General features: G+C 70.4%; 18 protein-coding genes, 2 tRNA genes and 1 pseudogene. 10 read left to right on the forward strand and 11 right to left on the reverse strand.

Going from position 1 to position 20,655, the window contains the following annotated elements:
- Positions 1 to 8 precede the first annotated feature (8 nt).
- The 7 genes from QP939_RS29150 to QP939_RS29180 all read right to left on the reverse strand — a co-directional run bounded on the left by QP939_RS29150 (position 9) and on the right by QP939_RS29180 (position 4,655).
- Positions 9 to 218, reverse strand: a complete 210-nt coding sequence (locus QP939_RS29150; protein WP_285449393.1) for a hypothetical protein — start codon at positions 216 to 218, stop codon at positions 9 to 11.
- Positions 215 to 1,336 (reverse strand): competence protein CoiA family protein, encoded by a 1,122-nt coding sequence (locus QP939_RS29155; protein WP_285449394.1) that lies wholly within the window; start codon positions 1,334 to 1,336, stop codon positions 215 to 217. Before QP939_RS29155 ends, QP939_RS29150 begins: the two co-directional genes overlap by 4 nt.
- A 630-nt stretch (positions 1,337 to 1,966) precedes the next feature.
- Positions 1,967 to 2,395 carry a hypothetical protein gene (locus QP939_RS29160; protein WP_285449395.1) on the reverse strand — a complete coding sequence of 143 codons (429 nt, stop codon included), beginning with the start codon at positions 2,393 to 2,395 and terminating at the stop codon, positions 1,967 to 1,969.
- A complete protein-coding gene (locus QP939_RS51930) occupies positions 2,313 to 2,681 on the reverse strand; it encodes a NucA/NucB deoxyribonuclease domain-containing protein (protein WP_352247673.1) in 369 nt (122 codons plus the stop codon). The genes QP939_RS29160 and QP939_RS51930 overlap by 83 nt, the downstream gene beginning before the upstream one ends.
- Positions 2,682 to 2,943: 262 nt before the next feature.
- The gene (locus QP939_RS29170) at positions 2,944 to 3,297 is read right to left on the reverse strand and encodes a hypothetical protein (RefSeq protein WP_285449397.1); all 354 of its coding nucleotides are present in this window, start codon (positions 3,295 to 3,297) and stop codon (positions 2,944 to 2,946) included.
- Between the two features lie 180 nt (positions 3,298 to 3,477).
- Positions 3,478 to 4,479 (reverse strand): tyrosine-type recombinase/integrase, encoded by a 1,002-nt coding sequence (locus QP939_RS29175; RefSeq protein ID WP_285449398.1) that lies wholly within the window; start codon positions 4,477 to 4,479, stop codon positions 3,478 to 3,480.
- A 99-nt stretch (positions 4,480 to 4,578) separates the two neighbouring features.
- Positions 4,579 to 4,655, reverse strand: a tRNA-Pro gene (locus QP939_RS29180).
- A gap of 79 nt (positions 4,656 to 4,734) precedes the next feature.
- On the opposite strand from QP939_RS29180, the gene QP939_RS29185 reads away from it, so the two are divergent.
- A tRNA-Gly gene (locus QP939_RS29185) sits at positions 4,735 to 4,808 on the forward strand.
- On the opposite strand, the gene QP939_RS29190 is transcribed toward QP939_RS29185, so the two are convergent.
- Positions 4,760 to 9,442, reverse strand: a complete 4,683-nt coding sequence (locus QP939_RS29190) for a HAMP domain-containing protein (protein ID WP_285459872.1) — start codon at positions 9,440 to 9,442, stop codon at positions 4,760 to 4,762. The genes QP939_RS29185 and QP939_RS29190 overlap by 49 nt on opposite strands.
- A gap of 139 nt (positions 9,443 to 9,581) precedes the next feature.
- On the opposite strand from QP939_RS29190, the gene QP939_RS29195 reads away from it, so the two are divergent.
- The 3 genes from QP939_RS29195 to QP939_RS29205 all read left to right on the forward strand — a co-directional run bounded on the left by QP939_RS29195 (position 9,582) and on the right by QP939_RS29205 (position 12,023).
- A complete protein-coding gene (locus QP939_RS29195; RefSeq protein ID WP_285449399.1) occupies positions 9,582 to 11,135 on the forward strand; it encodes a SpoIIE family protein phosphatase in 1,554 nt (517 codons plus the stop codon).
- Between the two features lie 49 nt (positions 11,136 to 11,184).
- Complete coding sequence (locus QP939_RS29200; protein WP_285449400.1) at positions 11,185 to 11,727, forward strand: type 1 glutamine amidotransferase domain-containing protein; 543 nt, start codon at positions 11,185 to 11,187, stop codon at positions 11,725 to 11,727.
- Between the two features lie 128 nt (positions 11,728 to 11,855).
- Positions 11,856 to 12,023, forward strand: coding sequence for a hypothetical protein (locus QP939_RS29205; RefSeq protein ID WP_285449401.1), 168 nt, complete (start codon positions 11,856 to 11,858; stop codon positions 12,021 to 12,023).
- A 52-nt stretch (positions 12,024 to 12,075) separates the two neighbouring features.
- On the opposite strand, the gene QP939_RS29210 is transcribed toward QP939_RS29205, so the two are convergent.
- Positions 12,076 to 12,489: a hypothetical protein gene (locus QP939_RS29210; RefSeq protein WP_285449402.1), complete on the reverse strand. Its 414-nt coding sequence runs from the start codon at positions 12,487 to 12,489 to the stop codon at positions 12,076 to 12,078.
- A 158-nt stretch (positions 12,490 to 12,647) separates the two neighbouring features.
- On the opposite strand from QP939_RS29210, the gene QP939_RS29215 reads away from it, so the two are divergent.
- The 4 genes from QP939_RS29215 to QP939_RS29230 all read left to right on the forward strand — a co-directional run bounded on the left by QP939_RS29215 (position 12,648) and on the right by QP939_RS29230 (position 16,391).
- Positions 12,648 to 13,073 carry a helix-turn-helix domain-containing protein gene (locus QP939_RS29215; protein WP_285449403.1) on the forward strand — a complete coding sequence of 142 codons (426 nt, stop codon included), beginning with the start codon at positions 12,648 to 12,650 and terminating at the stop codon, positions 13,071 to 13,073.
- Positions 13,070 to 14,284 (forward strand): alpha/beta fold hydrolase, encoded by a 1,215-nt coding sequence (locus QP939_RS29220; RefSeq protein ID WP_285449404.1) that lies wholly within the window; start codon positions 13,070 to 13,072, stop codon positions 14,282 to 14,284. The genes QP939_RS29215 and QP939_RS29220 overlap by 4 nt, the downstream gene beginning before the upstream one ends.
- 63 nt (positions 14,285 to 14,347) lie before the next feature.
- A complete protein-coding gene (locus tag QP939_RS29225) occupies positions 14,348 to 15,508 on the forward strand; it encodes a sialidase family protein (protein WP_285449405.1) in 1,161 nt (386 codons plus the stop codon).
- A gap of 43 nt (positions 15,509 to 15,551) precedes the next feature.
- Positions 15,552 to 16,391 (forward strand): SAM-dependent methyltransferase, encoded by an 840-nt coding sequence (locus QP939_RS29230; protein ID WP_285449406.1) that lies wholly within the window; start codon positions 15,552 to 15,554, stop codon positions 16,389 to 16,391.
- Positions 16,392 to 16,444: 53 nt separating this feature from the next.
- Here the strand turns inward: QP939_RS29230 and QP939_RS29235 are convergent, their stop codons facing one another.
- Complete coding sequence (locus tag QP939_RS29235) at positions 16,445 to 17,278, reverse strand: aldo/keto reductase (RefSeq protein WP_285449407.1); 834 nt, start codon at positions 17,276 to 17,278, stop codon at positions 16,445 to 16,447.
- Between the two features lie 23 nt (positions 17,279 to 17,301).
- Positions 17,302 to 18,486 (reverse strand): MFS transporter, encoded by a 1,185-nt coding sequence (locus tag QP939_RS29240; RefSeq protein WP_285449408.1) that lies wholly within the window; start codon positions 18,484 to 18,486, stop codon positions 17,302 to 17,304.
- A 140-nt stretch (positions 18,487 to 18,626) separates the two neighbouring features.
- Between QP939_RS29240 and QP939_RS29245 the strand changes: the two genes are divergently transcribed.
- Together QP939_RS29245 and QP939_RS29250 are read left to right on the forward strand one after the other, a co-directional pair.
- Positions 18,627 to 19,085 (forward strand): MarR family winged helix-turn-helix transcriptional regulator, encoded by a 459-nt coding sequence (locus tag QP939_RS29245; protein ID WP_285449409.1) that lies wholly within the window; start codon positions 18,627 to 18,629, stop codon positions 19,083 to 19,085.
- 373 nt (positions 19,086 to 19,458) lie between these two features.
- Positions 19,459 to 20,651: pseudogene (locus QP939_RS29250) on the forward strand (ROK family protein).
- Positions 20,652 to 20,655 lie beyond the last annotated feature (4 nt).

A 20,655-nucleotide genomic window follows, 5' to 3' on the forward strand; every position in this document is an offset into this window, starting at 1 on the left:
CAGCCGCGTCAGGCAGTTGCGTGGCAACGTCCATCGGTCCCCGTCGAGTTGAGGGGACCGATGCGGACGGTCTCGCGCAGCCACCGGCGGTAGCCTTTACAGGCGCGGATCTTCGCGATGACCTGTCCATTCCGCAGACGCCACACCCGCGGCACTCCGGGATCGGTCTGCACCTGCCGGCCGACGACGCGGACCGCAGGCCCGTCGTCGTTGCTCATGCCGAGGGCGGTTGCGGCGCGGCCAGGTTGTAGAAGCTGTGCGCGGGTCGGCTGGTGATCATCTGGAAGCAGCGGGGGCAGAGGACGCCGCCGGGGCCGCGCGGGGCCTGGTGGCATTTCGTGCAGGTCAGTGGAGCGGTCGCCGGCCGCAGCGCGTTGTGCGGGTTTTCGCACAGCGTGCTCCGGCTGGCCCGGTGGCCGGGCCGGCTGCGGGTGCCTGGCTGGTAGACGTATCGACTGGGGTCGTCGGTGAGGTCGCGCAGCAGGTCGAGGTCCTCATGGGGGATGAGGCGGACGCTGCCGCGCAGGTCGATGATCGGCACGATCCGGCGGGCCGGCACCTGCTCGGCGACATCGTCGACGGTCAGCCCCGGCCACCGCTCGGCGATCGGATGGAATCCGCCACAGGGCCGTTTGGGCCGCTTGCGGGTGCCATTCGGGCAGTTGCCGAGGGTGGTGACGGTGCAGCGTGTCGCGACCAGTCGGCGCGGGCCGATCGCGGTCGCGGCCCGGCGCGGCGGCAGCGAGCTCCAGGGGCGGGGGTTGCTGCCGACGGTGGGGACGTCGAAAAACCAGGCCGAGGGCCGGTCGGAGTCGAGGAACCACACCGCCAGCCATCCGGCTTGGAACGAGCGAGTGGTGCGGGCTTTCACCGACCGGGTCTGCACCTGGGAGTGCTGGACCTCGACGCCGGTCGGCCGCGGGCCGGAGATCGCGACGTCCAGGATGGTGCCGGCGCCGGTGCGCTTCTCCTGGGTGGTCAGGTAGCCGGCGTCCTCGGCGGCGCGTTGCCAGTAGTCCTTCTGAATCCTGTGTTCGTCAGACTCCCGAGCGATCGCGTGCTTTTCGGCGCAGCCGCTGCCGGGGAAGTGCACTGCCCAGTAGCGGTCACCGATGCGTTTGACGTACATCTCTGCGCCGTCGTCGTCTGGTCCGGCCGCCCGGCTTGTGCCGTCGGGCTCGTGGATGCTGGCCTGCTGGCACAGCAAGACTTTGTCGCCGCGGTGGATCTGGCCGTGCAGCGCACTGATCACGGCGAAATCAGCGGTACTGAGTTCGGCCAGGTCGAGCAGACGATCCTGTCCGGGACGAGGGGTGTAGCGCACCAAGGTCGACATCCGCGAACTCCCTGCGATAGGCCCTCTCAGTGTAAGAGCGGGCACTGACATTCCGCGCACGTCGACGGGCGGCCGAGCGCGAGGTAGGCCAGCAGCCCGAGCCGGAAGCGGAGGCCGCAGGGGGCTTGTCCCCGGCTGGGCAACCTGGTCACCGGCCTGCTCGCGCTGGCACGCCTCGACTGTGATCGACAGCCTGCTTGCCAATGCCCTGCGTGCCGCCCCGCCCGGCACCACGAGCACCCTCACCACCGCGCCGGCCCGACGGGCGAAGTCGAGCTGCACGTCGTCGACCAGGGGCCCGGGATGACCGCCTCATGTTCGGCGCCTGGCGTGGTGGCCGGGTAAGAGCATCCCGTCGGTCGGAACAGCGTTGCGTCGCGGACTGCGGCTGAACCGGACGCTACAGCCGGATGATCGCAATCAGTGCCGGCTCGGCGACGGGCCTAGATTCGCGCCTCAGCGCGCGTGCCCTGTTGTGGATGTGATGACTCGTGGTAGAGGTGCCGCCGCTGAGACCGGTTCGCGATCGGGCTGCGCCCGAACCTGAAGGTGACAGCGAAGCTTATCGGCCTGGTGTTCTCTGGGCTGCATCGCTGCGGCGCGTGTGATGCCGACGGGAGATGGCTGTGGCTACGCGTCGTCTCCGTCGTCGGGAGTGGGGTCACCAGTGCGCTCGAGAGCGAGCCAGTAGGCCTGGCGTGTGGTGCTCTCGGAGCCGACGACGGCCGACACGGTCAAGTTGTAGATTCCCGCGCCTGCGGGGAGGACAAAGGGGCCGTGGGCTCCCAGGGTGATTTCGCTGATGATTAGGTCGTCGGTCGGTAGTTCGATTGTGGTACGGCCGAGCTGTTCGGCATCCAAGGGTGCGGTGTCGGTGAAGTGCAGGGTGATCGAGGTGGGGTGGTCGCCAGTGCGCAGGTAGGCCTCGTAGTCGTTGGCGACGAGGACGGCATGGGGGTCGGTGAAGAGGGTGTGATCAAAGGTATCGACTTGGCCGCCGTGGATGCCGATCATTCCGTGGTCGGGGTGAACGTCGATGGATGGCGGCAGTGGTTCCATGGGGGCAATTGTGCCGTGGGTGTGGGCGCGACGCGCCACACCCACGGCAGTCCTGGTCATCGTGCTGGACGTCGGCTACGGGGTGATGGCGATGTGGAAGGCGTCGCCGTCGATGATCCGGTTGAGGGGTGTAGTTGCTGTTGAGCCAGTTGCCGGCTGCTTGGTTGTCGCGGGCGTCGATGAGGCGTGCGGAGTAGTTGCCGTCGCCTTTAGCTGCTCCCTCTCGCGTAGATTTGAACGGATATTCGTCGCAGTTGAGAAGGTTGCCGTCGTAAGGGCCCCACACGTCGTCGCACGTCCGGCGGGCCGCGTCGTTGTTAGCGGTTTGGATGTCTTCATTGAGCGTGCGGTGTAGAGTGTAGCCACGCCTGGCACGTTTTTCGCGCCGCTGGGAACGTCAGTATGGGATGGTTGACGTCGGGCGCGGACAGCGGCATTCGGATCGTCGAACCTACGCGTTCGATCCCGGGTTGTCCGGTCCCCGAGCCGGGACCGGACAACCTCGACCTCGTCGTCGAGCAACTGCGCGAGCGGCGCGGGATGCGTCGTCATCCGTCGACCTGTGGGTCCGCGACGACCAGGACACACACTGTGCCGGCCACCACGCCCGCCTCCTTTAGCGTCGCCGAAGGGACCAGCGGCACCGACGTCCCGCCCGCCAGCTTCTCGAGCCGGCAGTCACCCTCGGCCAGCTCGCCGCGACGGATGAACTGGCGTTCGGCCTGCCGGGCGAGCTTCTCGACCTTCTCTTGGTGGACTCGGAACCGGGCTTCGAACCCAGCCCGCGTCCGCACCTCGACGACGTAGGCCTTCTTGCGTCGCTCCGCTCGCTCGCTCATCGCGATCTCGTCGGACTTGACGAGGTCCACGTCGACTTCGACAACCTGCTCTTCGGCGTTCATCGCCGCCCTTCCGTGGCCCCGTTGCGGGGCCTCGGCTTCTTGGCGAGCGACCCCGAGCTCTTGTAACCCCATAGCCGAAACTTTCTCGGCAGGGCCTTTGGCCAGGAAGGAAGAAATGTTTCGGCACGCCCAGCATGCGCGTACCTCCCCGTCTCGATGGTATGGGGACTACTGCGGGCTTTACAGAAGTTCGCCGACACGAATACGATCCGCGGCCTCGTGTGCCCGGCTGGCCGCGGCGCTCTTTCCGTATCGGCGCGCCATCTGCGGGGTCGTCCAACCGTTCAGCAGCATGAGATCGCCCTCGCTGCCGCCGGCTTTCAGGAAGTGATGGGACTGGAAGTGTCGACCAAGGTGCGCGTGCAGATCGCGGCCAAGTTCTTCCTGCGCGCCGGCGGCGCGGCCTCGGCGCCTCAGCATGATTTTGATGCCATTGTCAGATAATGGAGTGCGGCGTCGATGCTCGCCGAGCCACAGCCGGGTGGTCCCATCGGCATGGGGGTGCCGGGATCGAGCCCGGATATAGCGGGCGAGGGCCTTGCCGGTGGCCGGAGTGAACGGCAGCGCTCGCCACTTCCCGCCCTTTCCCAGAACGTTCACGACCCGCCGTTGTAGGTCAAGGTCGCGTTCCATGTCGATGTTCGCGATCTCGGAGAGGCGGCCGCCGGTGTCCCAGATCAGTCGGATGATCGCCTCGTCGCGCCTGTTGACGAAGTCTTTGCCCGCGCACCCCGCGAGTACCTTCTTGATGAAGTCGACCGATGTGATCGGCGCCGGCTGTTCAGGGACGTGCGGCGGCTTCATCCTCGCCATCGGGTGTGTTTCGATCTCGTCCTCGTCGAGGAGCCAGTTGAAGTAGGTTTGTAACGCTCGGTAGTTGTTGTTGGCGTTGCCGGGGCTGGTCGTGGCCAGGCGGTAGGCGATCCAGGCCTTCACGTGCCCGTCGCGGTAGTCCTCGGGGGCCTGCGGCGGGGCGGGCAGGCGGTCGAGCCACGCGCGAGGATCGGGGACCTCGAGCGGCGCGATGGGCTCGGCCAGCCAGGTGTGGAACTTCCGGGCGACGTCGGTGTAGCACCGGATGGTCTTGGGGCTCTTGTTCTCGGACTCCAGCGTCATCGACCACTCGTCGATGAGGGCGTTTGCCCAGGCTGGGACAGGTGTGCTGGCTGGCTGCGTCCTCATGTGCTCACTCTCAAAGCGAAGTGTCACTGAGCGCTGTGCTAGCTCCCGGGCCGCGTCCGACGGCACGAAAAAGGGCTGAACCCGCAGGTCCAGCCCCTGTGGTCGGGATGACAGGATTCGAACCTGCGACCCTCCGCTCCCAAAGCGAATGCGCTACCAAGCTGCGCCACATCCCGTGACACCCCCAGGGGGGTGTGTGATCAGCCTAGCGGGTCACGCTATCCTGGCCACGCACCCGGGTACCTCCGGGGGCACGCGGGTGTAGCTCAATGGTAGAGCCCTAGTCTTCCAAACTAGCTACGCGGGTTCGATTCCCGTCACCCGCTCCAGCAGCGGAGCCGACGTCGCGCGCCGACGCGGCGTCGGCCTCCAGCTTGGCCGCTATCACGTCCAGCAGCTTGTCCGTGTCGACCGGCTTCGTGATGTACTCGTCCGCTCCGCTCGCCAACGTCCTCGCCCGGTCCTCCGGCGTTGCCTTCGCCGTGACCGCGATCACCGGCAGGTCGGCGTTGGTCGCCTCGGCGCGGATCGCCGCGATCGTCGCGTTGCCGTCCAGCTCCGGCATCATCACGTCCATCAGCACCAACGCCGTGTCCTCGTGGCGTTCCAAGGCCCGGATTCCGTCCACGCCCGTCTCCGCGTAGACCACCTCCAGGCCCGCCTGCTCCAGGACCGCCGCCAGGGCGAACACGTTGCGGAGGTCGTCGTCGACGATCAGGACCTTCTCGCCGTGGAAACGCTTCGGGGCGATGTCCGGCGCCGCCACCAGGACCGTGCTCGGCAATGCCGGGACCTTCGGGGACGCCGGGGCCGTGACCGCCGGGTCCACGAGGTTGGCCGCCGCCACCGGGAGGTACAGCGTGAACGTCGAGCCGACGCCCGGCTCGCTCACCACTCGCAGCTCGCCGCCCAGCAGTTCCGTCAGCTGCTGGCTGATGTTCAGCCCCAGGCCCGTTCCGCCGTACTTGCGGCTCGTCGTGCCGTCCGCCTGGCGGAACGCCTCGAAGATCACCGCCAGCTTCTCCTCCGGAATCCCTATCCCGGTGTCCTCGACCGCGAAAGCGATGATCCCCGGTGCGTTGCGCAGCGACTCCTGCTCCACCTCCGCCGGGTCCGCCGCCCGGATGTGCAGGCGGACGCTGCCCTCGTCGGTGAACTTCGCCGCGTTCGAAAGCAGGTTGCGCAGGATCTGCTGCAGCCGGTGCTCGTCGGTGTGGACGCTGCCCGGCACCGGCGGGTCGATGTGGACGGCGAACTCGAGGCCCTTGTCCGCGGTCAGCGGACGGCACAGCGACTCGACGTAGTCCACCAGCTCGGGCAGCGTGATGTCGGACATCTGCATGTCCAGCCGGCCCGCTTCGACCTTCGCCAGGTCGAGGATGTCGTTGATCAGCTGCTGCAGGTCCGACCCGGCCGCGTAGATCGTCTTCGCGAACTGGATCTGCTTCTCCGTCAGGTTCCCTTCCGGGTTCTCCGACAGCAGCTTCGCCAGGATCAACGCGCTGTTCAACGGCGTCCGCAGCTCGTGCGACATGTTCGCCATGAACTCCGTCTTGTACTGCGACGCCACCGTCAGCTGCCCGGCGCGCTCTTCCAGTTCCTGGCGGGCCTGCTCGATCTCGCTGTTCTTGACCTCGATGTCGCGGTTCTGCTGGGCCAGCAGCGCCGCCTTCTCGGCCAGCTCGGTGTTGGACCGCCGCAACTCGCCCTGCTGGGCCTGCAACTGCTCGGACCGCGCCCGCAGCTCCTGCGCCAGGCGCTGCGACTCCGTCAGCAGTGCTTCGGTCCGCGAGTTCGACAGGATCGTGTTCACGTTGACGCCGATCGTGTGCCGCAGCTGCTCGAGCAGGTCCTGGTGGACCGTGCTGAACTCGTTGACCGAGGCCAGTTCCAGCACGCCGAGCACGTCGCCCTGGAACAGCACCGGCAGCACGATCAGGTTCACCGGCGCGGCCGAACCCAGCCCGGACGACACCAGCGCGTACTCCGGCGGCGCGTCCTGGACCAGGATCGTGCGGTGGTCGACGGCGGCCTGCCCGATCAGCGACTCGCCGAGCGCGAACCGCAGCCCGGCGCGGGACTGCGCGAGCCCGTACGCCGCGATGCACTCGAGCACCGTGCCGTCGCGGTCGTCGTCGCGGGCCAGGAAGAACGCGCCCTGCTGCGCGCGGACCAGCGGGGCCAGCTCGGACAGGATCAGCGACGCGACCGACGCGAGGTCGCGGTGGCCCTGCATCCGGCCAGACAGCTGCGCGAGGTTCGTCTTCAGCCAGTCCTGCTCGCGGTTGGTCCTCGTCGTCTCCTTGAGGTTCGCGATCATCTGGTTGATGTTGTCCTTGAGGTCCGCGACCTCGCCGGACGCGTCGACGGTGATGTGCCGGGTCAGGTCGCCCGCCGTCACCGCCGTCGCCACCTGCGCGATCGCGCGGACCTGCGTGGTCAGGTTCCCGGCCAGCTGGTTCACGCTCTCGGTGAGCCGCTGCCAGGTGCCCGACACGCCGTCGACCTCGGCCTGGCCGCCCAGCTTGCCTTCCGTGCCGACCTCGCGCGCCACGCGCGTGACCTCGGAGGCGAACGCCGAGAGCTGGTCGACCATCGTGTTCATCGTGGTCTTGAGCTCGAGGATCTCGCCGCGGGCGTCGACGTCGATCTTCTTGGTCAGGTCGCCCTTCGCGACGGCCGTGGTGACCTGCGAGATGTTCCGCACCTGGCTGGTCAGGTTGTGCGCCATGAAGTTGACGTTCTCGGTGAGGTCCTTCCAGGTCCCGGCGACGCCGGGGACGCGGGCCTGGCCGCCGAGGATGCCTTCCGTACCGACCTCGCGGGCGACGCGGGTGACCTCGTCGGCGAACGCGCGCAGCGTCTCGACCATCCCGTTCAGCGTCTCGGCCAGCGCCGCGACCTCGCCCTGGGCCTCGATCCGGATCTTCTTCGACAGGTCGCCGTTGGCCACCGCGCTCGCCACCGTGGCGATGTTGCGGACCTGGTCGGTCAGGTTGTCGGCCATGACGTTGACGTTGTCGGTCAGGTCCTTCCACGTGCCCGCGACGCCGCGGACGCGGGCCTGGCCGCCGAGGATGCCTTCGGTGCCGACTTCGCGCGCCACTCGGGTGACTTCGTCGGCGAACGCGGACAGCTGATCCACCATCGTGTTCAGCGTCGTCTTGAGTTCCAGGATCTCGCCGCGCGCGTCGACCGAGATCTTCTGCGTCAGGTCGCCCTTCGCGACCGCCGACGTCACCTGGGCGATGTTCCGGACCTGCTCGGTCAGGTTGTTCGCCATGGAGTTGACGTTGTCGGTCAGGTCCTTCCAGGTCCCGGCGACGCCGGGCACGGTGGCCTGGCCGCCGAGCTTGCCCTCGGTGCCGACCTCGCGCGCCACTCGGGTGACTTCGTCGGCGAACGCGGACAGCTGATCCACCATCGTGTTCAGCGTGTTCTTGAGCTCGAGGATCTCGCCCCGGGCGTCGACCGCGATCTTCTGCGTCAGGTCGCCCCGCGCGACGGCGGTCGCGACCTGGGCGATGTTGCGCACCTGGGTGGTCAGGTTGTTGGCCATGAAGTTGACCGAGCCGGTGAGGTCGCGCCACGTCCCGGCGACGCCGGGGACCTGCGCCTGGCCGCCCAGCTGACCCTCGGTGCCGACCTCCCGCGCCACCCGGGTGACTTCGTCGGCGAACGCGGACAGCTGGTCCACCATGGTGTTCATGGTCGTCTTGAGCTCGAAGAACTCGCCGCGCGCGTCGACGGTGATCTTCTGCGTCAGGTCGCCCTTCGCCACGGCCGTGGTCACGTGCGAGATGTTGCGGACCTGGTCGGTGAGGTTGTCGGCCATCTGGTTGACCGAGTCGGTGAGGCTGCGCCACGTCCCGGCCGCGCCGGGCACCTCGGCCTGCCCGCCCAGCTTGCCCTCGCTGCCGACCTCGCGGGCCACGCGGGTGACTTCGCCGGCGAACGCCGAGAGCTGGTCGACCATCGTGTTCAGCGTGTTCTTCAGCTGGAGGATCTCGCCGCGGGCGTCGACGTCGATCTTCTTCGTCAGGTCGCCGCTGGCCACCGCGGTCGCCACCTGGGAGATCCCGCGGACCTGGTCGGTGAGGTTGTCGGCCATCAGGTTGACCGAGTCGGTGAGGTCGCGCCACGTCCCGGCGACGCCCGGCACTTGGGCCTGGCCGCCCAGCTTGCCGTCCGAACCGACCTCGCGGGAGACGCGGGTGACTTCGTCGGCGAAGGCGGAGAGCTGGTCGACCATCGTGTTGATGGTGTTCTTCAGCTCGAGGATCTCGCCGCGGGCGTCGACGTTGATCTTCTGGGTCAGGTCGCCGCGCGCGACGGCCGTGGTGACCTGCGCGATGTTGCGGACCTGCTCGGTGAGGTTGTCGGCCATGAAGTTGACCGAGTCGGTCAGGTCGCGCCAGGTGCCGGACACGCCCGGGACGACCGCCTGGCCGCCGAGACGTCCCTCACCCGCGATCTCGCGGGAGAGCCTCGTCACTTCGGCGGCGAACCGGGACAGGTGCGCGATGAGGCCGTTGACCGTCTTCGCCAGCGTCGCGTACGCGCCCTGCAGCGGGCGCCCGTCGAGGGCCAGGGTCATCGGCTGCGACAGGTCGCCGTCGGCGACCGCGCCGAGCACGCGCTCCAGCTCGATCGCCGGGCGCGTGAGGTCCTCGACCAGGCCGTTGACGGCGTCGACGGCGGTGCTCCAGCCGCCGGGGCCGACCTCGCCTTCGAGCCGCTCGCTCAGCCTGCCTTCCTGGCCGACCGCCCCGCGCACCCGCAGCAGCTCGCTGACCAGCCGCTGGTTGCGTTCGGCGATGTCGTTGAACGCGACCGCGAGCTGGGCCGAGATGCCGTCGCCGTGCGGCACGAGCCGCCGGCGGAAGTTGCCGTCCCCGAGATCCCGCACCGCGACGAGCAGCCGTTCCAGCGCGGCCGCTTCGCTCTGGGATTCCGTTGTCATGTGTGCCGACCCTCTCCACCACGCATGCGCCAGCCATGGTCGTCGACCCAGCGTGCCATGATTCGCCCTACACTTCGAGCCAGTCCGCCCGCTCACGCGGTAGCCGTGCGATAGCAGTCCGGAGGCAGGAGGTCCGTGCATGGTGTCACGTCCGGCCCCGGCGTCGGCGGCCCTGCCGCCGATGACCGGTGAGGACGCGCCGCCGGGCTTCGACGCCTTCGGGCGGGCCGTCCTCGAAGACGTGCGCGACGCGGTGTTCCTCCAGGACGCCGAAGGGGTGCTGCGCTGGGCGAACCCGGCCGGGCGGACGCTCACCGGCAGTGCCGAGCCGCAGCTGCACCCCCTCGCCGAAACCTCCGGTCACGTCGAAGTGGCCGGAAACCGCCATCCCGCCCGGATCCGCGCTCTGCCCGGTGGCTGGCACTCCTGGACGGTGCCCGCCGAGGACGTCCCGCAGCGGCACGTCGGCGACTTCCTCGCCGAGGCCGGTCCGCGCCTCGCCGGCGCGCGCGGGCGCCACGGCACGGCGCGGGTGATCGCCGAGCTGGCCGCGTCCGCGCTGGCCGAGACCGTGTTCGTGCTGCTCCCGACCACCCGCGGCCGGTGGGAGTGGTGGAGCTGCGAGCGGCCGTCGGCGCAGGGCCACGGCCGGATCCGGCGGGTCCCGGCGCAGGTCGCACCGGTCCTCGCGGCGACGTTCGGCACCGTCGGGCGTCCGCAGCTCGCCCCGGTGCCCGCGGCCGAGGTCGCGACGCTGCCTTCGGTCGTCGCCGATCACTTCGCCGGGCACGCCGACGTGACGGTCGTCTCCCTCGGCCCGAGCGCGAGCGCCGGCGTCACCGGCGCGCTGCTGCTGGGCCGCCGCGCCGACCCGGAGTTCGGCTCCGAGCAGGTCCGCGCGGTCGTCGAGTTCGCCAAGGCGGCGGGGACGGCGTTGGCCAACGCGCAGCGCTACGCCCGCCAAGAGGAGGCCACGCGCGGCCTCGAGACGACGCTGCGCCCGGTGGACCCGCCCGAGCTCGACGGCGCCCGGTTCGAGACCTGGTACGAGCCGGCGGCCGGGGTGCTCACCGTCGGCGGCGACTTCTTCGACGTCCTCCCGCACGACGACGGCAGCGCGTTCCTCGTGCTCGGCGACATCTGCGGCAAGGGCGCCGAGGCCGCGGCCCTGACCGGGCGGGTCCGGCACGCGCTGACCGCGCTCGCGATGGTCGAGCGCGACGGCCGGACGCTGCTGCGGCTGCTCAACGAGCTGCTCATCGCCGGCGGCAGCAGCCGGTTCGCCACCCTGGTGCTGGGAACCGCGCAGCCGTCGGCCGAGGGCGTCGACCTCACGCTGGCCTCCGGCGGGCACCCGGCGCCGCTGGTCGTGCGCCACGCGGGCGGGGTCGAAGAGGTCACCGTGCCGGGCACGCTCGTCGGCATCTCGCCGCAGGCCCGGTTCGCCGAAGCGCGGGTGCGGCTGGAGCGCGGCGACATCTGCCTGCTCTACACCGACGGCATCACCGAGGCCCGCAACCGGCACGACCAGGCCGAGCTGTTCGGCGACGACCGGCTGCGCGCGGTCCTGACGGCCGCGGCGGGGGAACCGGCGCGCGAAGTGGTGCGGCGGCTGCGTCAGGCCGTGCGTGACTGGCTCGGCAGCTCGGCGCACGACGACATCGCTGTGCTGGCGATCGAATGTGCCGAATAGTCCTTTTTGGACTGGGTTTGACCGCCTCTTCACGGGGTAATTCGGTCCCATGGCGAACTCACTTCAAGGACGCCGGGTCGCGATCCTGGCCGCGGACGGCGTCGAACAGGTCGAGCTGGAAAAGCCGCGCCAAGCCGTCCTCGACGAGGGCGCGACGGTCGAGCTGGTGTCGCTGGACACCGGCGAGATCCAGGCGATGCACGGCGACATCGACAAGGGTGACCGGTTCCCGGTCGACCGGAAGGTGGCCGACGTCGAGGTCGGCGACTTCGACGCGCTGCTGCTGCCCGGCGGCACGATGAACCCGGACAACCTGCGCACGGACCCCGCCGCGGTCAAGTTCGCCGGCGACTTCGTGCGGGCGGGCAAGCCGGTCGGGGTGATCTGCCACGGTCCGTGGACGCTCGTCGAAGCCGATGTCGTCCGTGACCGGAGGTTGACCTCGTACCCGAGCATCCGGACCGACCTGCGTAACGCCGGGGCCACGGTCGTCGACGAAGAGGTTGTCGTCGACAACGGCTTGATCTCGAGCCGCAACCCGGACGACCTGCCGGTCTTCTGCCGGACGGTCGTCAAGGAGTTCGCGGGCTGAATACCGTCCTCTGTGGACGTTTCCCCCGTTCGTGTCTTAAGTCCGGCTTAAATTTGTTGGCAATCGGCACCGTGGCGGAGCACGCTGAGGGTGTGACCTGGATCGCCCGTGGAGAGGAGGTGGACGCGATGACTGTGCACGCAAGGCGCTACGGCCGCTGGTGCCGTGAACACTTCGACGCGATCGCCGCCGAGGGCGTCCCGGCTCCCCGGGGTGGCGAACCCGCCGACCAGGCTCGGCCCGAGCCCGAACCGGAGCCCGTCCAACCGGGTACCGAACAGCCGCAACGGCACTGAACGCGCGTGCGAAGGCCTCCCCGGCCGCGAGCCGGGGAGGCCTTTCGCGTGCTCAGCGGTAGCTGCGGCGGCGGTACCAGACCCGCTTGGGGCCGGGCACGCCGATGCGCGTGACGACGTCGGTCAGGATGCCGCCGATGGCGAGCCAGATGATCGCCGCGAGGCCGTCGTTGAGGAAGGTCCGCAGCTTCTCGGAGTCCGGCGTGAAGAGGTTGCGCAGGCCGAGCGAGACGTTGGCCGACCACTCGGAGACGAGGTGCGCGAAGCCGTTCGACGCGTTCGCCTCGCCGAGGACCAGCACGATGTGCACGGCGAGGACGAACGCGAACAGCACGCACACGAGGTGGATGAGGGCGTTGACCGTGCGCACGAACCGGATCCGCGGCGCCGTGCGCTCTTCGATCTCCTCGGCTTCTTCGGGCACGTACCGCGGGTCGTACGGCTCCGGGGGCGGGGGGTACGGCATCGTCGTCGCCGTCCTTTCGACTGTCCGATGTGGACGGAATCTGGGGCGTGCGGTGCCCCTGTGAGGTACCCGCGACCAGGGACGGCAAACCAGACGTTCCGCAAAGTTCCTTATCGCTTGACGTGATAGGGTAGTTTAGGGAACATGCAAGGAGGAACATGGCGCAGGAGGTCTTCTCCGTCGAACAGGTCGCCGCGAAGCTCGGCCTGCACGTCCGGACGGTCCGGAACTACGTGCGGGACGGGCGGCTGAAGGCGGTCCGGATCGGCAAGCAGTACCGGATCGCCGCCGACGACCTCGAGGCCTTCACCGGGCTGCCGGTGGCGGACCCGCGGCCGGCGCGGGCCGCCGAACTGTCGGGCGTCGTCGAGATCGGCGACGTCGACCGCGCGACGGCCGACCGGATCGCGACGCTGGTCGTCGCGTCGGTGAACGGACCGCGGGACGGGGGTGAGCGGCCCTTGCGCGTCGAAACCATCCACGACAAGGAGCGCTCCACCATGAAGATCGTCGTGTTCGGCGACCTCGCCGCCGGCGCCGACCTGCTGCGGCTCGTCGCGAGCTTCACCGAAGGCCTCGCATGACCACCGTCTACCGCTCGGCCGCGGGCGCGGAAGCCGTCCGGCGGCGCTACGACGTCCTGCTGGACCGCTGGCCCGTGCCCGCCGAACCGCGCACGCTGGCCACCCGGCTGGGGGACACCTTCGCCGTGGTGTCCGGCCCGGTGGACGCCCCGCCGGTCGTCGCGTTGCAGGGCTCCGGCGGCACGGCCGCGCACTGGCTGCCGGACATCGCCACGCTCGCCGGGCGGCTGCGGGTGCACGCCGTCGACGCGCCCGGGGAGCCGGGCCGGACCGTCGAAGCCCGGCCGCCGCTGGGGTCCCCGGCGTACGCCGAGTGGCTCGACGACGTCCTCGACGCGCTCGAACTGCCCCGCGCGGCGTTCCTCGGCACGTCGCTGGGTGGCTGGTGGGCGCTGGACTTCGCGCTGCGGCGCCCCGAGCGGGTCGCGGCGCTGGCCCTGGTCAACCCGGCCGGGATCGGCCGCCGCCGGGTCGCGCCGCTGCTGAAGTTCGCCGCCTACAGCCTCTTCGGCGACTGGGGACGCCGTCGCTCCTTGGCGATGGTCGCGCAGGGAAGCCCGGCCGACCCGGAGCGGCGTGCAGCTCGGCGAATTCACCCTGGCGACGTTCGAGCACTTCAAACCGCGGCTGGAGGCGGTCCCCGTGGTCCCCGTCGAGCGGCTGCGCGAGCTGGTGATGCCGGTGCAGGCGCACTTCGGCGCGCACGACGTCCTCCTCGACCAGCGCGACGCGGCCGCGAAGCTGCGGCGAGCCCGGCCGGACGCGGACGTCCGGCTGGCCGAGGACGCCGGGCACTTCCTGCCCGGCTGGGCCGCGGCCGTCACGGAATTCCTGAACGGAGGCCGGTCGTGATCGAACAACGCCACGGCGTCGGCATCTGGTACGCGCCGGCCGAAGGGCCGGAGCTGGCCACCGAGCAGGACGCCGTCGACCTCATCGGGGCGACCTACGGGCTCGGCGCCGACGTGCTCGTCGTGCCGGTCGAGCGGTTCGCCGCGCGGTTCTTCGACATGCACGCGAAGCTCATCGGCCACTTCTTCTCGAAGGTCGTCCAGTACGGCTACCGGCTGGTGGTCCTCGGCGACGTCCGGCACCACGTCGAGGCGAGCACGGTCTTCCGCGACGTCGTGCGGGAGTCGAACCGCGGCCAGGACGTCTGGTTCGTCACCGACTCGGCGGAGCTGGACGCGCGGCTGGCGGCGGCGGGCTGAGCCGCGCGGCGGAACCTCGCGCGGGGTGGGCAACCCCGCCCCGCGCGGGACGTCCAGGTGATCATGAGCACTCCCCGGCGCACGGCGCTGCTGGTGTCCCTCCTCGCCCTCCTGGCCGTCTTCGCCCCGCCCGCGAACGCGGGAACCGCCGTCCCGCAAGGGTTCCGGCCCGCCTCGACCAGCTGGACCGGCCGTGACACCGGGTACGTCCTCGGGTACTCACCCTGCGCCGGGTCGTGGTGCCCGGCGCTGGTCGGCACCACCGACGGCGGGCGGCACTGGCGGCGGCTGGGCACGCCGCCGATGCCGTTGCCGGACAACCACAACCACGTCTCACTGACCTTCGTCGGCGACCGCGTCGCGTACGTCAGCGACGGTGTCCACCTGCGCACTTCCCGGGACGGCGGCGCGAGCTGGCACCCGGTCGGGCTCGTGGGCGCGCGGGAGCCGTACTACCTCTCGAAGATCGCCGAAACCGGCGGCCGGGTCTTCGCCGTGCTCACCACCTACGGCGAGGGCCGCGGTTCGACGCGGTTGTACTCGGCGGCCGCCGGTTCGCCCGTGCTCGTCCCGGTGCCGGGCTTCGCGGTCACCGGCAGCCTCACCTACGGCGACCTGGCCGTCGGCGGTGGCCTGCAGGTCGCGCTCGGCGCGGACTACGGGACGGAGAAGTACTGGACGTCCCGCGACGGCGTCCGCTTCACGCCCGCCGACCCGCCGTGCCCGGCCGGGTCGGTGGCCGCGCTCGCCGGGGTGCGGGACCGGCAGGTCGTCGCCTTGTGCAGCGGCAGCCCCGGTTCCCCGCAGCCCGGCTCGACCGAACGGCGGCTGCGGCACGCGCCGAGGCTCGGCGGGACGTTCAGCGGCGGTGACGCGGCCCCCTTCACCGGGATCACGCAGGCGTTCGGCGCGGCCTCGCCGACGTCCGCGACGGTGGCGGCCGTGGGCGGCGGCACCGGGTTCCTGCACAGCACCACCGACGGCGGCCGGACCTGGACGACGACCGTGCTGTCCGAGCGCGGGCTCGGCCTGGCCGACCTCGACTTCCCCGGCGGCGGCACCGGCGTCGTCGTCGACGGTCAGCCGGACGCTGACGGCGGGTCCGCGGTGTACCGGACCACGGACGGCGGAATCCATTGGCGTGAAGTGGCGATCGGGGAGAACGCCCTGGCAGATGAGGCCCTTCGGCCCGGTTCACTTGGTGAACCCCATGTCGTAGTCTGAGCACTGTCCGTTGCCGGACACGCGAAGAGTGGGAGAGCTGCCGATGACGCCAGGCGACCTGCGGTCGGGAACCGAGGGCGGCGCCGCCGCACTCGATTTCAGCAAGGCGAGCCTGGCCCGGTTGTCCGACGCGCTCCTCGGCGGCCACGACCACTACGAGGTCGACCGCGAAGCGATGCGGCGGCTGCTGGCCATCGCGCCGGGCGCGCGCACGATGGCGAAGGAGCACCGCGACTGGCTGGTCCGCGCGGTGCGGTTCCTGGCCGGCAAGCGCGGCATCGACCAGTTCCTCGACCTGGGCTCGGGCATGCCGACCGCGGAGAACACCCACCAGGTGGCGCAGCGGTACAACCCGGACGCGCAGGTCGTGTACGTCGACAACGACCCGGTGGTGCAGGTGCACGGCCGGGCGCTGCTCGAGGAGAACTACCTGACCCACGTCACGGGCGCCGACCTCACCCGGCCGGCGGACACCCTCGCCGACGACGTCGTCAAGGAGTACCTCGACTTCTCGCGGCCGGTGGCGCTGATCCTGACGTCGATCATCCACCACGTCGACGACTACGAGCGCGCGAAGGCGATCGTCGGGGAGTACGTCGAGGCCCTCGCGCCGGGGTCGTACCTGCTGCTCACGCACAACTTCGACCCGGAAGAGGACTCGCCGCGCCAGGAGCTGGCGCGGCTGCTGGAGACGAGCTTCCAGGGCACCGGGCTCGGCAGCGTCTACCGCACGCGCGAGCAGATCGCGGGGTTCTTCGACGGCACCGAGCTGCTCCGGCCGGGGCTGGTCTACCTGCACGAATGGTGGCCGGACGGGCCCCGCCTGCACCCGCTGAGCGAGCTGAACTTCCTGACCCTGGGCGGCGTAGGCCGCAAGCCGTAACCCCGTCGTGAGTGTTTAGGGCGGTTAGAACCGCCCTAAACACTCGCGAGCGGTCAGGCGGCGTTGAACGTGTCGGGGTCGGGGCCCGTGCGCTCGCCGCGGTCCAGCGGCGACAGCGAGTCCATCTCTTCCTCCGACAGGGTGAACCCGAACAGGTCGAAGTTCTCCGCGATCCGCGACGGCGTCACCGACTTCGGGATCACCACGTTGCCCAGCTGCAGGTGCCAGCGCAGCACGATCTGCGCGGGCGTGCGGCTGTGCTTGACCGCGAGGTCGGCGACCACCGGGTCGCCGAGCAGGCTGCCGCCCTTGGCGAGCGGGCTCCACGCCTCGGTCGCGATGCCGTTCTTCTCGTCGAACTCGCGGACCTCGTTCTGCTGCAGGTACGGGTGCAGCTCGATCTGGTTGAGCGCGGGGACGACCGAACCGGCGTCCATCAGCCGCTCGAGGTGCGCGGGCTGGAAGTTCGACACGCCGATCGCGCGGACGCGGCCGTCGGCGTAGAGCTTTTCGAACGCCTTCCACGTGTCGACGTACTTGCCGCGCTCGGGCGTCGGCCAGTGGATCAGGTAGAGGTCCAGCTGCTCCAAGCCGAGCTTGGCCATGCTCTCGTCGAACGCCTTGAGCGTCGAGTCGTAGCCCTGCGCGGAGTTCCACAGCTTGGTGGTGATGAACAGCTCGTCGCGCGGGATGCCGGACTCGGCGATCGCCTGGCCGACGCCCTTTTCGTTGCCGTAGATGGCCGCGGTGTCGATGCTGCGGTAGCCCGCTTCGAGCGCGGCCTTGACGGCGGCCGTGGTCTCCTCGTCGGGGACCTGGAAGACGCCGTAGCCGAGCTGCGGCATCCGCACGCCGTTGTTGAGTTCGATCACGGGCACGCTGGTCACAAGGGTTCCTTTCGGTGGGTGGTTCATCGGGCGAGTACCCGCTCCCCGGTGTCGAAACTAGTCCGGGTCCGGCGGTCGAGCAGGCCGGAGACGAGGGCCACGGCGAGGCCCGCCGCGGCGAGGACGGCACCGATCCAGTTCGGGGCGGTGTAGCCGAGGCCGGCGCCGATGGCCTGGCCGCCGAGCCACGCGCCCCCGGCGTTGCCGAGGTTGAACGCGGCGATGTTCGCCGCCGAGGCCAGCGCCGGGGCGCCCTCGGCCTTGGCCATCACGCGGGCCTGCAGCGGCGGCACGGTCGCGAAGCCCGCCGCGCCGAACAGCGCGATGGTGATCGCGGCCGGCACCTTCGCGTGCGCCGTGAAGACGAACGCCGCGAGCACGACCGCCAACGCGGCGAGGATGACGTACAGGCTGGGCATGAGCTTGCGGTCCGCGGCCTTGCCGCCCAGTAGGTTGCCGACGAACAGGCCGCCGCCGAAGAGCACGAGCAGCCAGGTCACGGCGCCACTGGAGAAGCCCGCGACCTCGGTCATCATCGGCGCGATGTAGGTGAACGAGGCGAACACCCCGGCGAAGCCGAGCGCGGTCATGACCAGCGCGAGCCACACCTGCGGGCGGCGGAACACGGCGAGCTCGCCGCGCAGGCCCGCGTTGGGGTCGGGTTCCTGGTGGGGCACCAGCGCGAGGATGCCGATGGCGCCGACGACGCCGAGCGCGCTGACCACCCAGAACGTCGAGCGCCAGCCGAAGGCCTGGCCGAGCGCGGTGCCGGCGGGCACGCCGAGCACGTTGGCCACGGTCAGCCCGGTGAACATCAGCGCGATCGCGCTGGCCTGCTTGGCCGGGGCGACCAGCGACGCGGCGACGACCGAGCCGACGCCGAAGAACGCGCCGTGGCTCAACGCCGCGACGACGCGGCCGGTCATCAGCAGGCCGTAGCTCGGGGCCAGCGCCGAGAGCAGGTTGCCCGCGATGAACAGGCCCATCAGGGCGACCAGCACGGTCTTGCGCGGCACCCGGGAGGCGAGCGCGGTGAGCAGGGGAGCACCGACGACGACGCCGAGCGCGTAGCCCGAGATGAGCAGGCCTGCGGACGGGATCGAGACGCCGAAGTCGGCCGCGACCTCGGGCAGCAGGCCCATGATCACGAACTCGGTGGTGCCGATCCCGAAAGCGCTGATCGCCAGTGCGAGCAGAGCGGCGGGCATGGACTTCCTTCTTCCACGAGTAGAGTAGTCAGTGGCGTGGACAATTACGAGCGTCCGAGATAGTTGCAGACGCCGTATATTGCACACGCTTGATAGTGCAGCGTGCAAGGGAGTGCGCGCAAGCCGAGGAGAGGTGAACCGTGTCACTGGACGACGACGCCGTCGAAGCGCGCGCGCAGGGCTGGCGCACGCTGGCCGCGCTCCACGCGCGGATCGAGGACAGGCTGCAGCGCGCGCTCGAGCGCGACCACGAGCTGTCGGTGAGCGAGTACACGGTGCTCGACGTGCTCGCCCGCCAGGACGGCTTCCACCTGCGGATGAACCAGCTCGCCAACGCCGTGGTGCTCAGCCAGTCGGCGACGACCCGGCTGGTGACCCGGCTCGAAGGCCGTGGGCTGCTGGCCCGCTACCTCTGCCCGACCGACCGCCGCGGCATCTACACGGAGGTGACGCCGGCGGGTCAGGCCCTCCTGACGGCGGCGCGTCCGACGCACGACACGGCGCTGGCGGAGGCCCTCGCCGAAGCCGAAGCGTTGCCGGAACTTTCGCCCCTGGTCGCCGCGCTGGGCACGCTTTCCTTCCCGGTCCCGTCAGCCTGACCCAAGCGCCCCAATGTGGCCTTCGGTGCGTCAGACGCACCCAAGGCGGCCTTCGGTGCGTCAGACGCAACCAAGGCCGCCTTGGGGCGCTTGGGTCTGGCCCCGTTCGGCGGTGCGGTTACGGCGTCGCCGCGCCCTAACCCGTGCTCCATCCGTGGGACACTTTCGCTCACCGCGTTCGATAGTTTCGCTGGTCAGGTCGTTTTGTGTGACTTTCGTGCACGTTCGGCCTCGTTGACCGCGGAGTTTCACCAGCCCTAATTTGTTGTCCCACCAGACGAACCGGGGCGGTGTCGGCGTGGACTCCTCCTTTTCGCTCAGACCGGTGCGCCCGGCCGACCAGGCCGCTGTCCGCCGGAGCAACCTCGCTTTGGTGCTGCGGCACCTGCGTGACGCCGGGTCCCGTTCGCGGGCGGGGATCGCCGCGGACACCGGCCTGAACAAGGGGACCGTGTCGAGCCTGGTTTCCGAGCTCGTCGAACGCGGGCTGGTCCGCGAAGGCGAGCGGGAACGCGCCGGCGCGGTCGGGCGGCCGGGGACGATCGTCGAGCTGGACGGGCGGGGCGTCGGCGGGATCGGCGTCGAGATCAACGTCGACTACCTGACCGCGCTCGTGCTCGACCTCACCGGCACCGTCCTGTTCGAGCAACGCGTGGCGCTCGACGTCCAGGCCCTCCCGGTGCCGAAGGTGCTCGACGCCGGTGCGGAGCTGACCGCGCGGGCGCTGCGGGAGTGCCGCCGCCTCGGGGTCATGCCCGCCGGGGTCACCGTCGGCGTTCCGGGGCTGGTCGACGTCGCGGGCGTCGTCGCCGTCGCGCCGAACCTGCACTGGACCGACGTCCCGGTCGTGCACGGCATCACCGAGCGGCTGACCCGGCGGCTCGGGCCGCCGTCGTTCCCGATCCGCACGGCCAACGACGCCAACCTCGGCGCGCTCGGCGAATACGCGATGGGCAGCGTCGCCGGCACCGCCGACCTGGTCTACCTGACCGGCGAGATCGGCGTCGGCGGCGGGGTGATCTCCGGGGCAGGCTGCTCGGCGGCACCGCGGGGTTCGCCGGGGAGATCGGGCACATCCAGCTCGACCCGGCGGGCCAGCTCTGCGGCTGCGGGCGGCGCGGCTGCTGGGAGACGCTCGTCGGGCTGGCCGGGATGCTGCGCCTGGCCGCCTCGCCCGCCGATCCCGTGCACGACCCGTCGCTCGACCTCGAACAGCGGCTCGACCTGATCCGCCGCCGCGCCGAGCGGAAGGACCGGCGGACGCTCGACGCGCTCGCCCGGGTCGGTACCGGCCTCGGGGTCGGCGCCGCCGTGCTGGTCAACGTCTTCAACCCGCGAGTCGTGCTGCTCGGCGGCTACTTCGCCCAGCTCGGCCCGTACCTGCTCGGCCCGATGCTGACCGAGCTGGAGGCCCGCGTGGTCGCCCCCGGCATCGGCGGCTGCCGCGTCGAGCTGTCGTGGCTCGGCTTCTCCGCGGCGGCGCGCGGCGGTGCGCACGTCGCGCTCCAGGCGGTGTTCGACGACCCGGCGCTGGTGCCGGTGCGAGCGGAAAGGGACAGCGGATGACGCT

Source organism: Amycolatopsis nalaikhensis, assembly GCF_030264295.1.
In the GTDB taxonomy this organism is placed as follows: domain Bacteria; phylum Actinomycetota; class Actinomycetes; order Mycobacteriales; family Pseudonocardiaceae; genus Amycolatopsis; species Amycolatopsis nalaikhensis.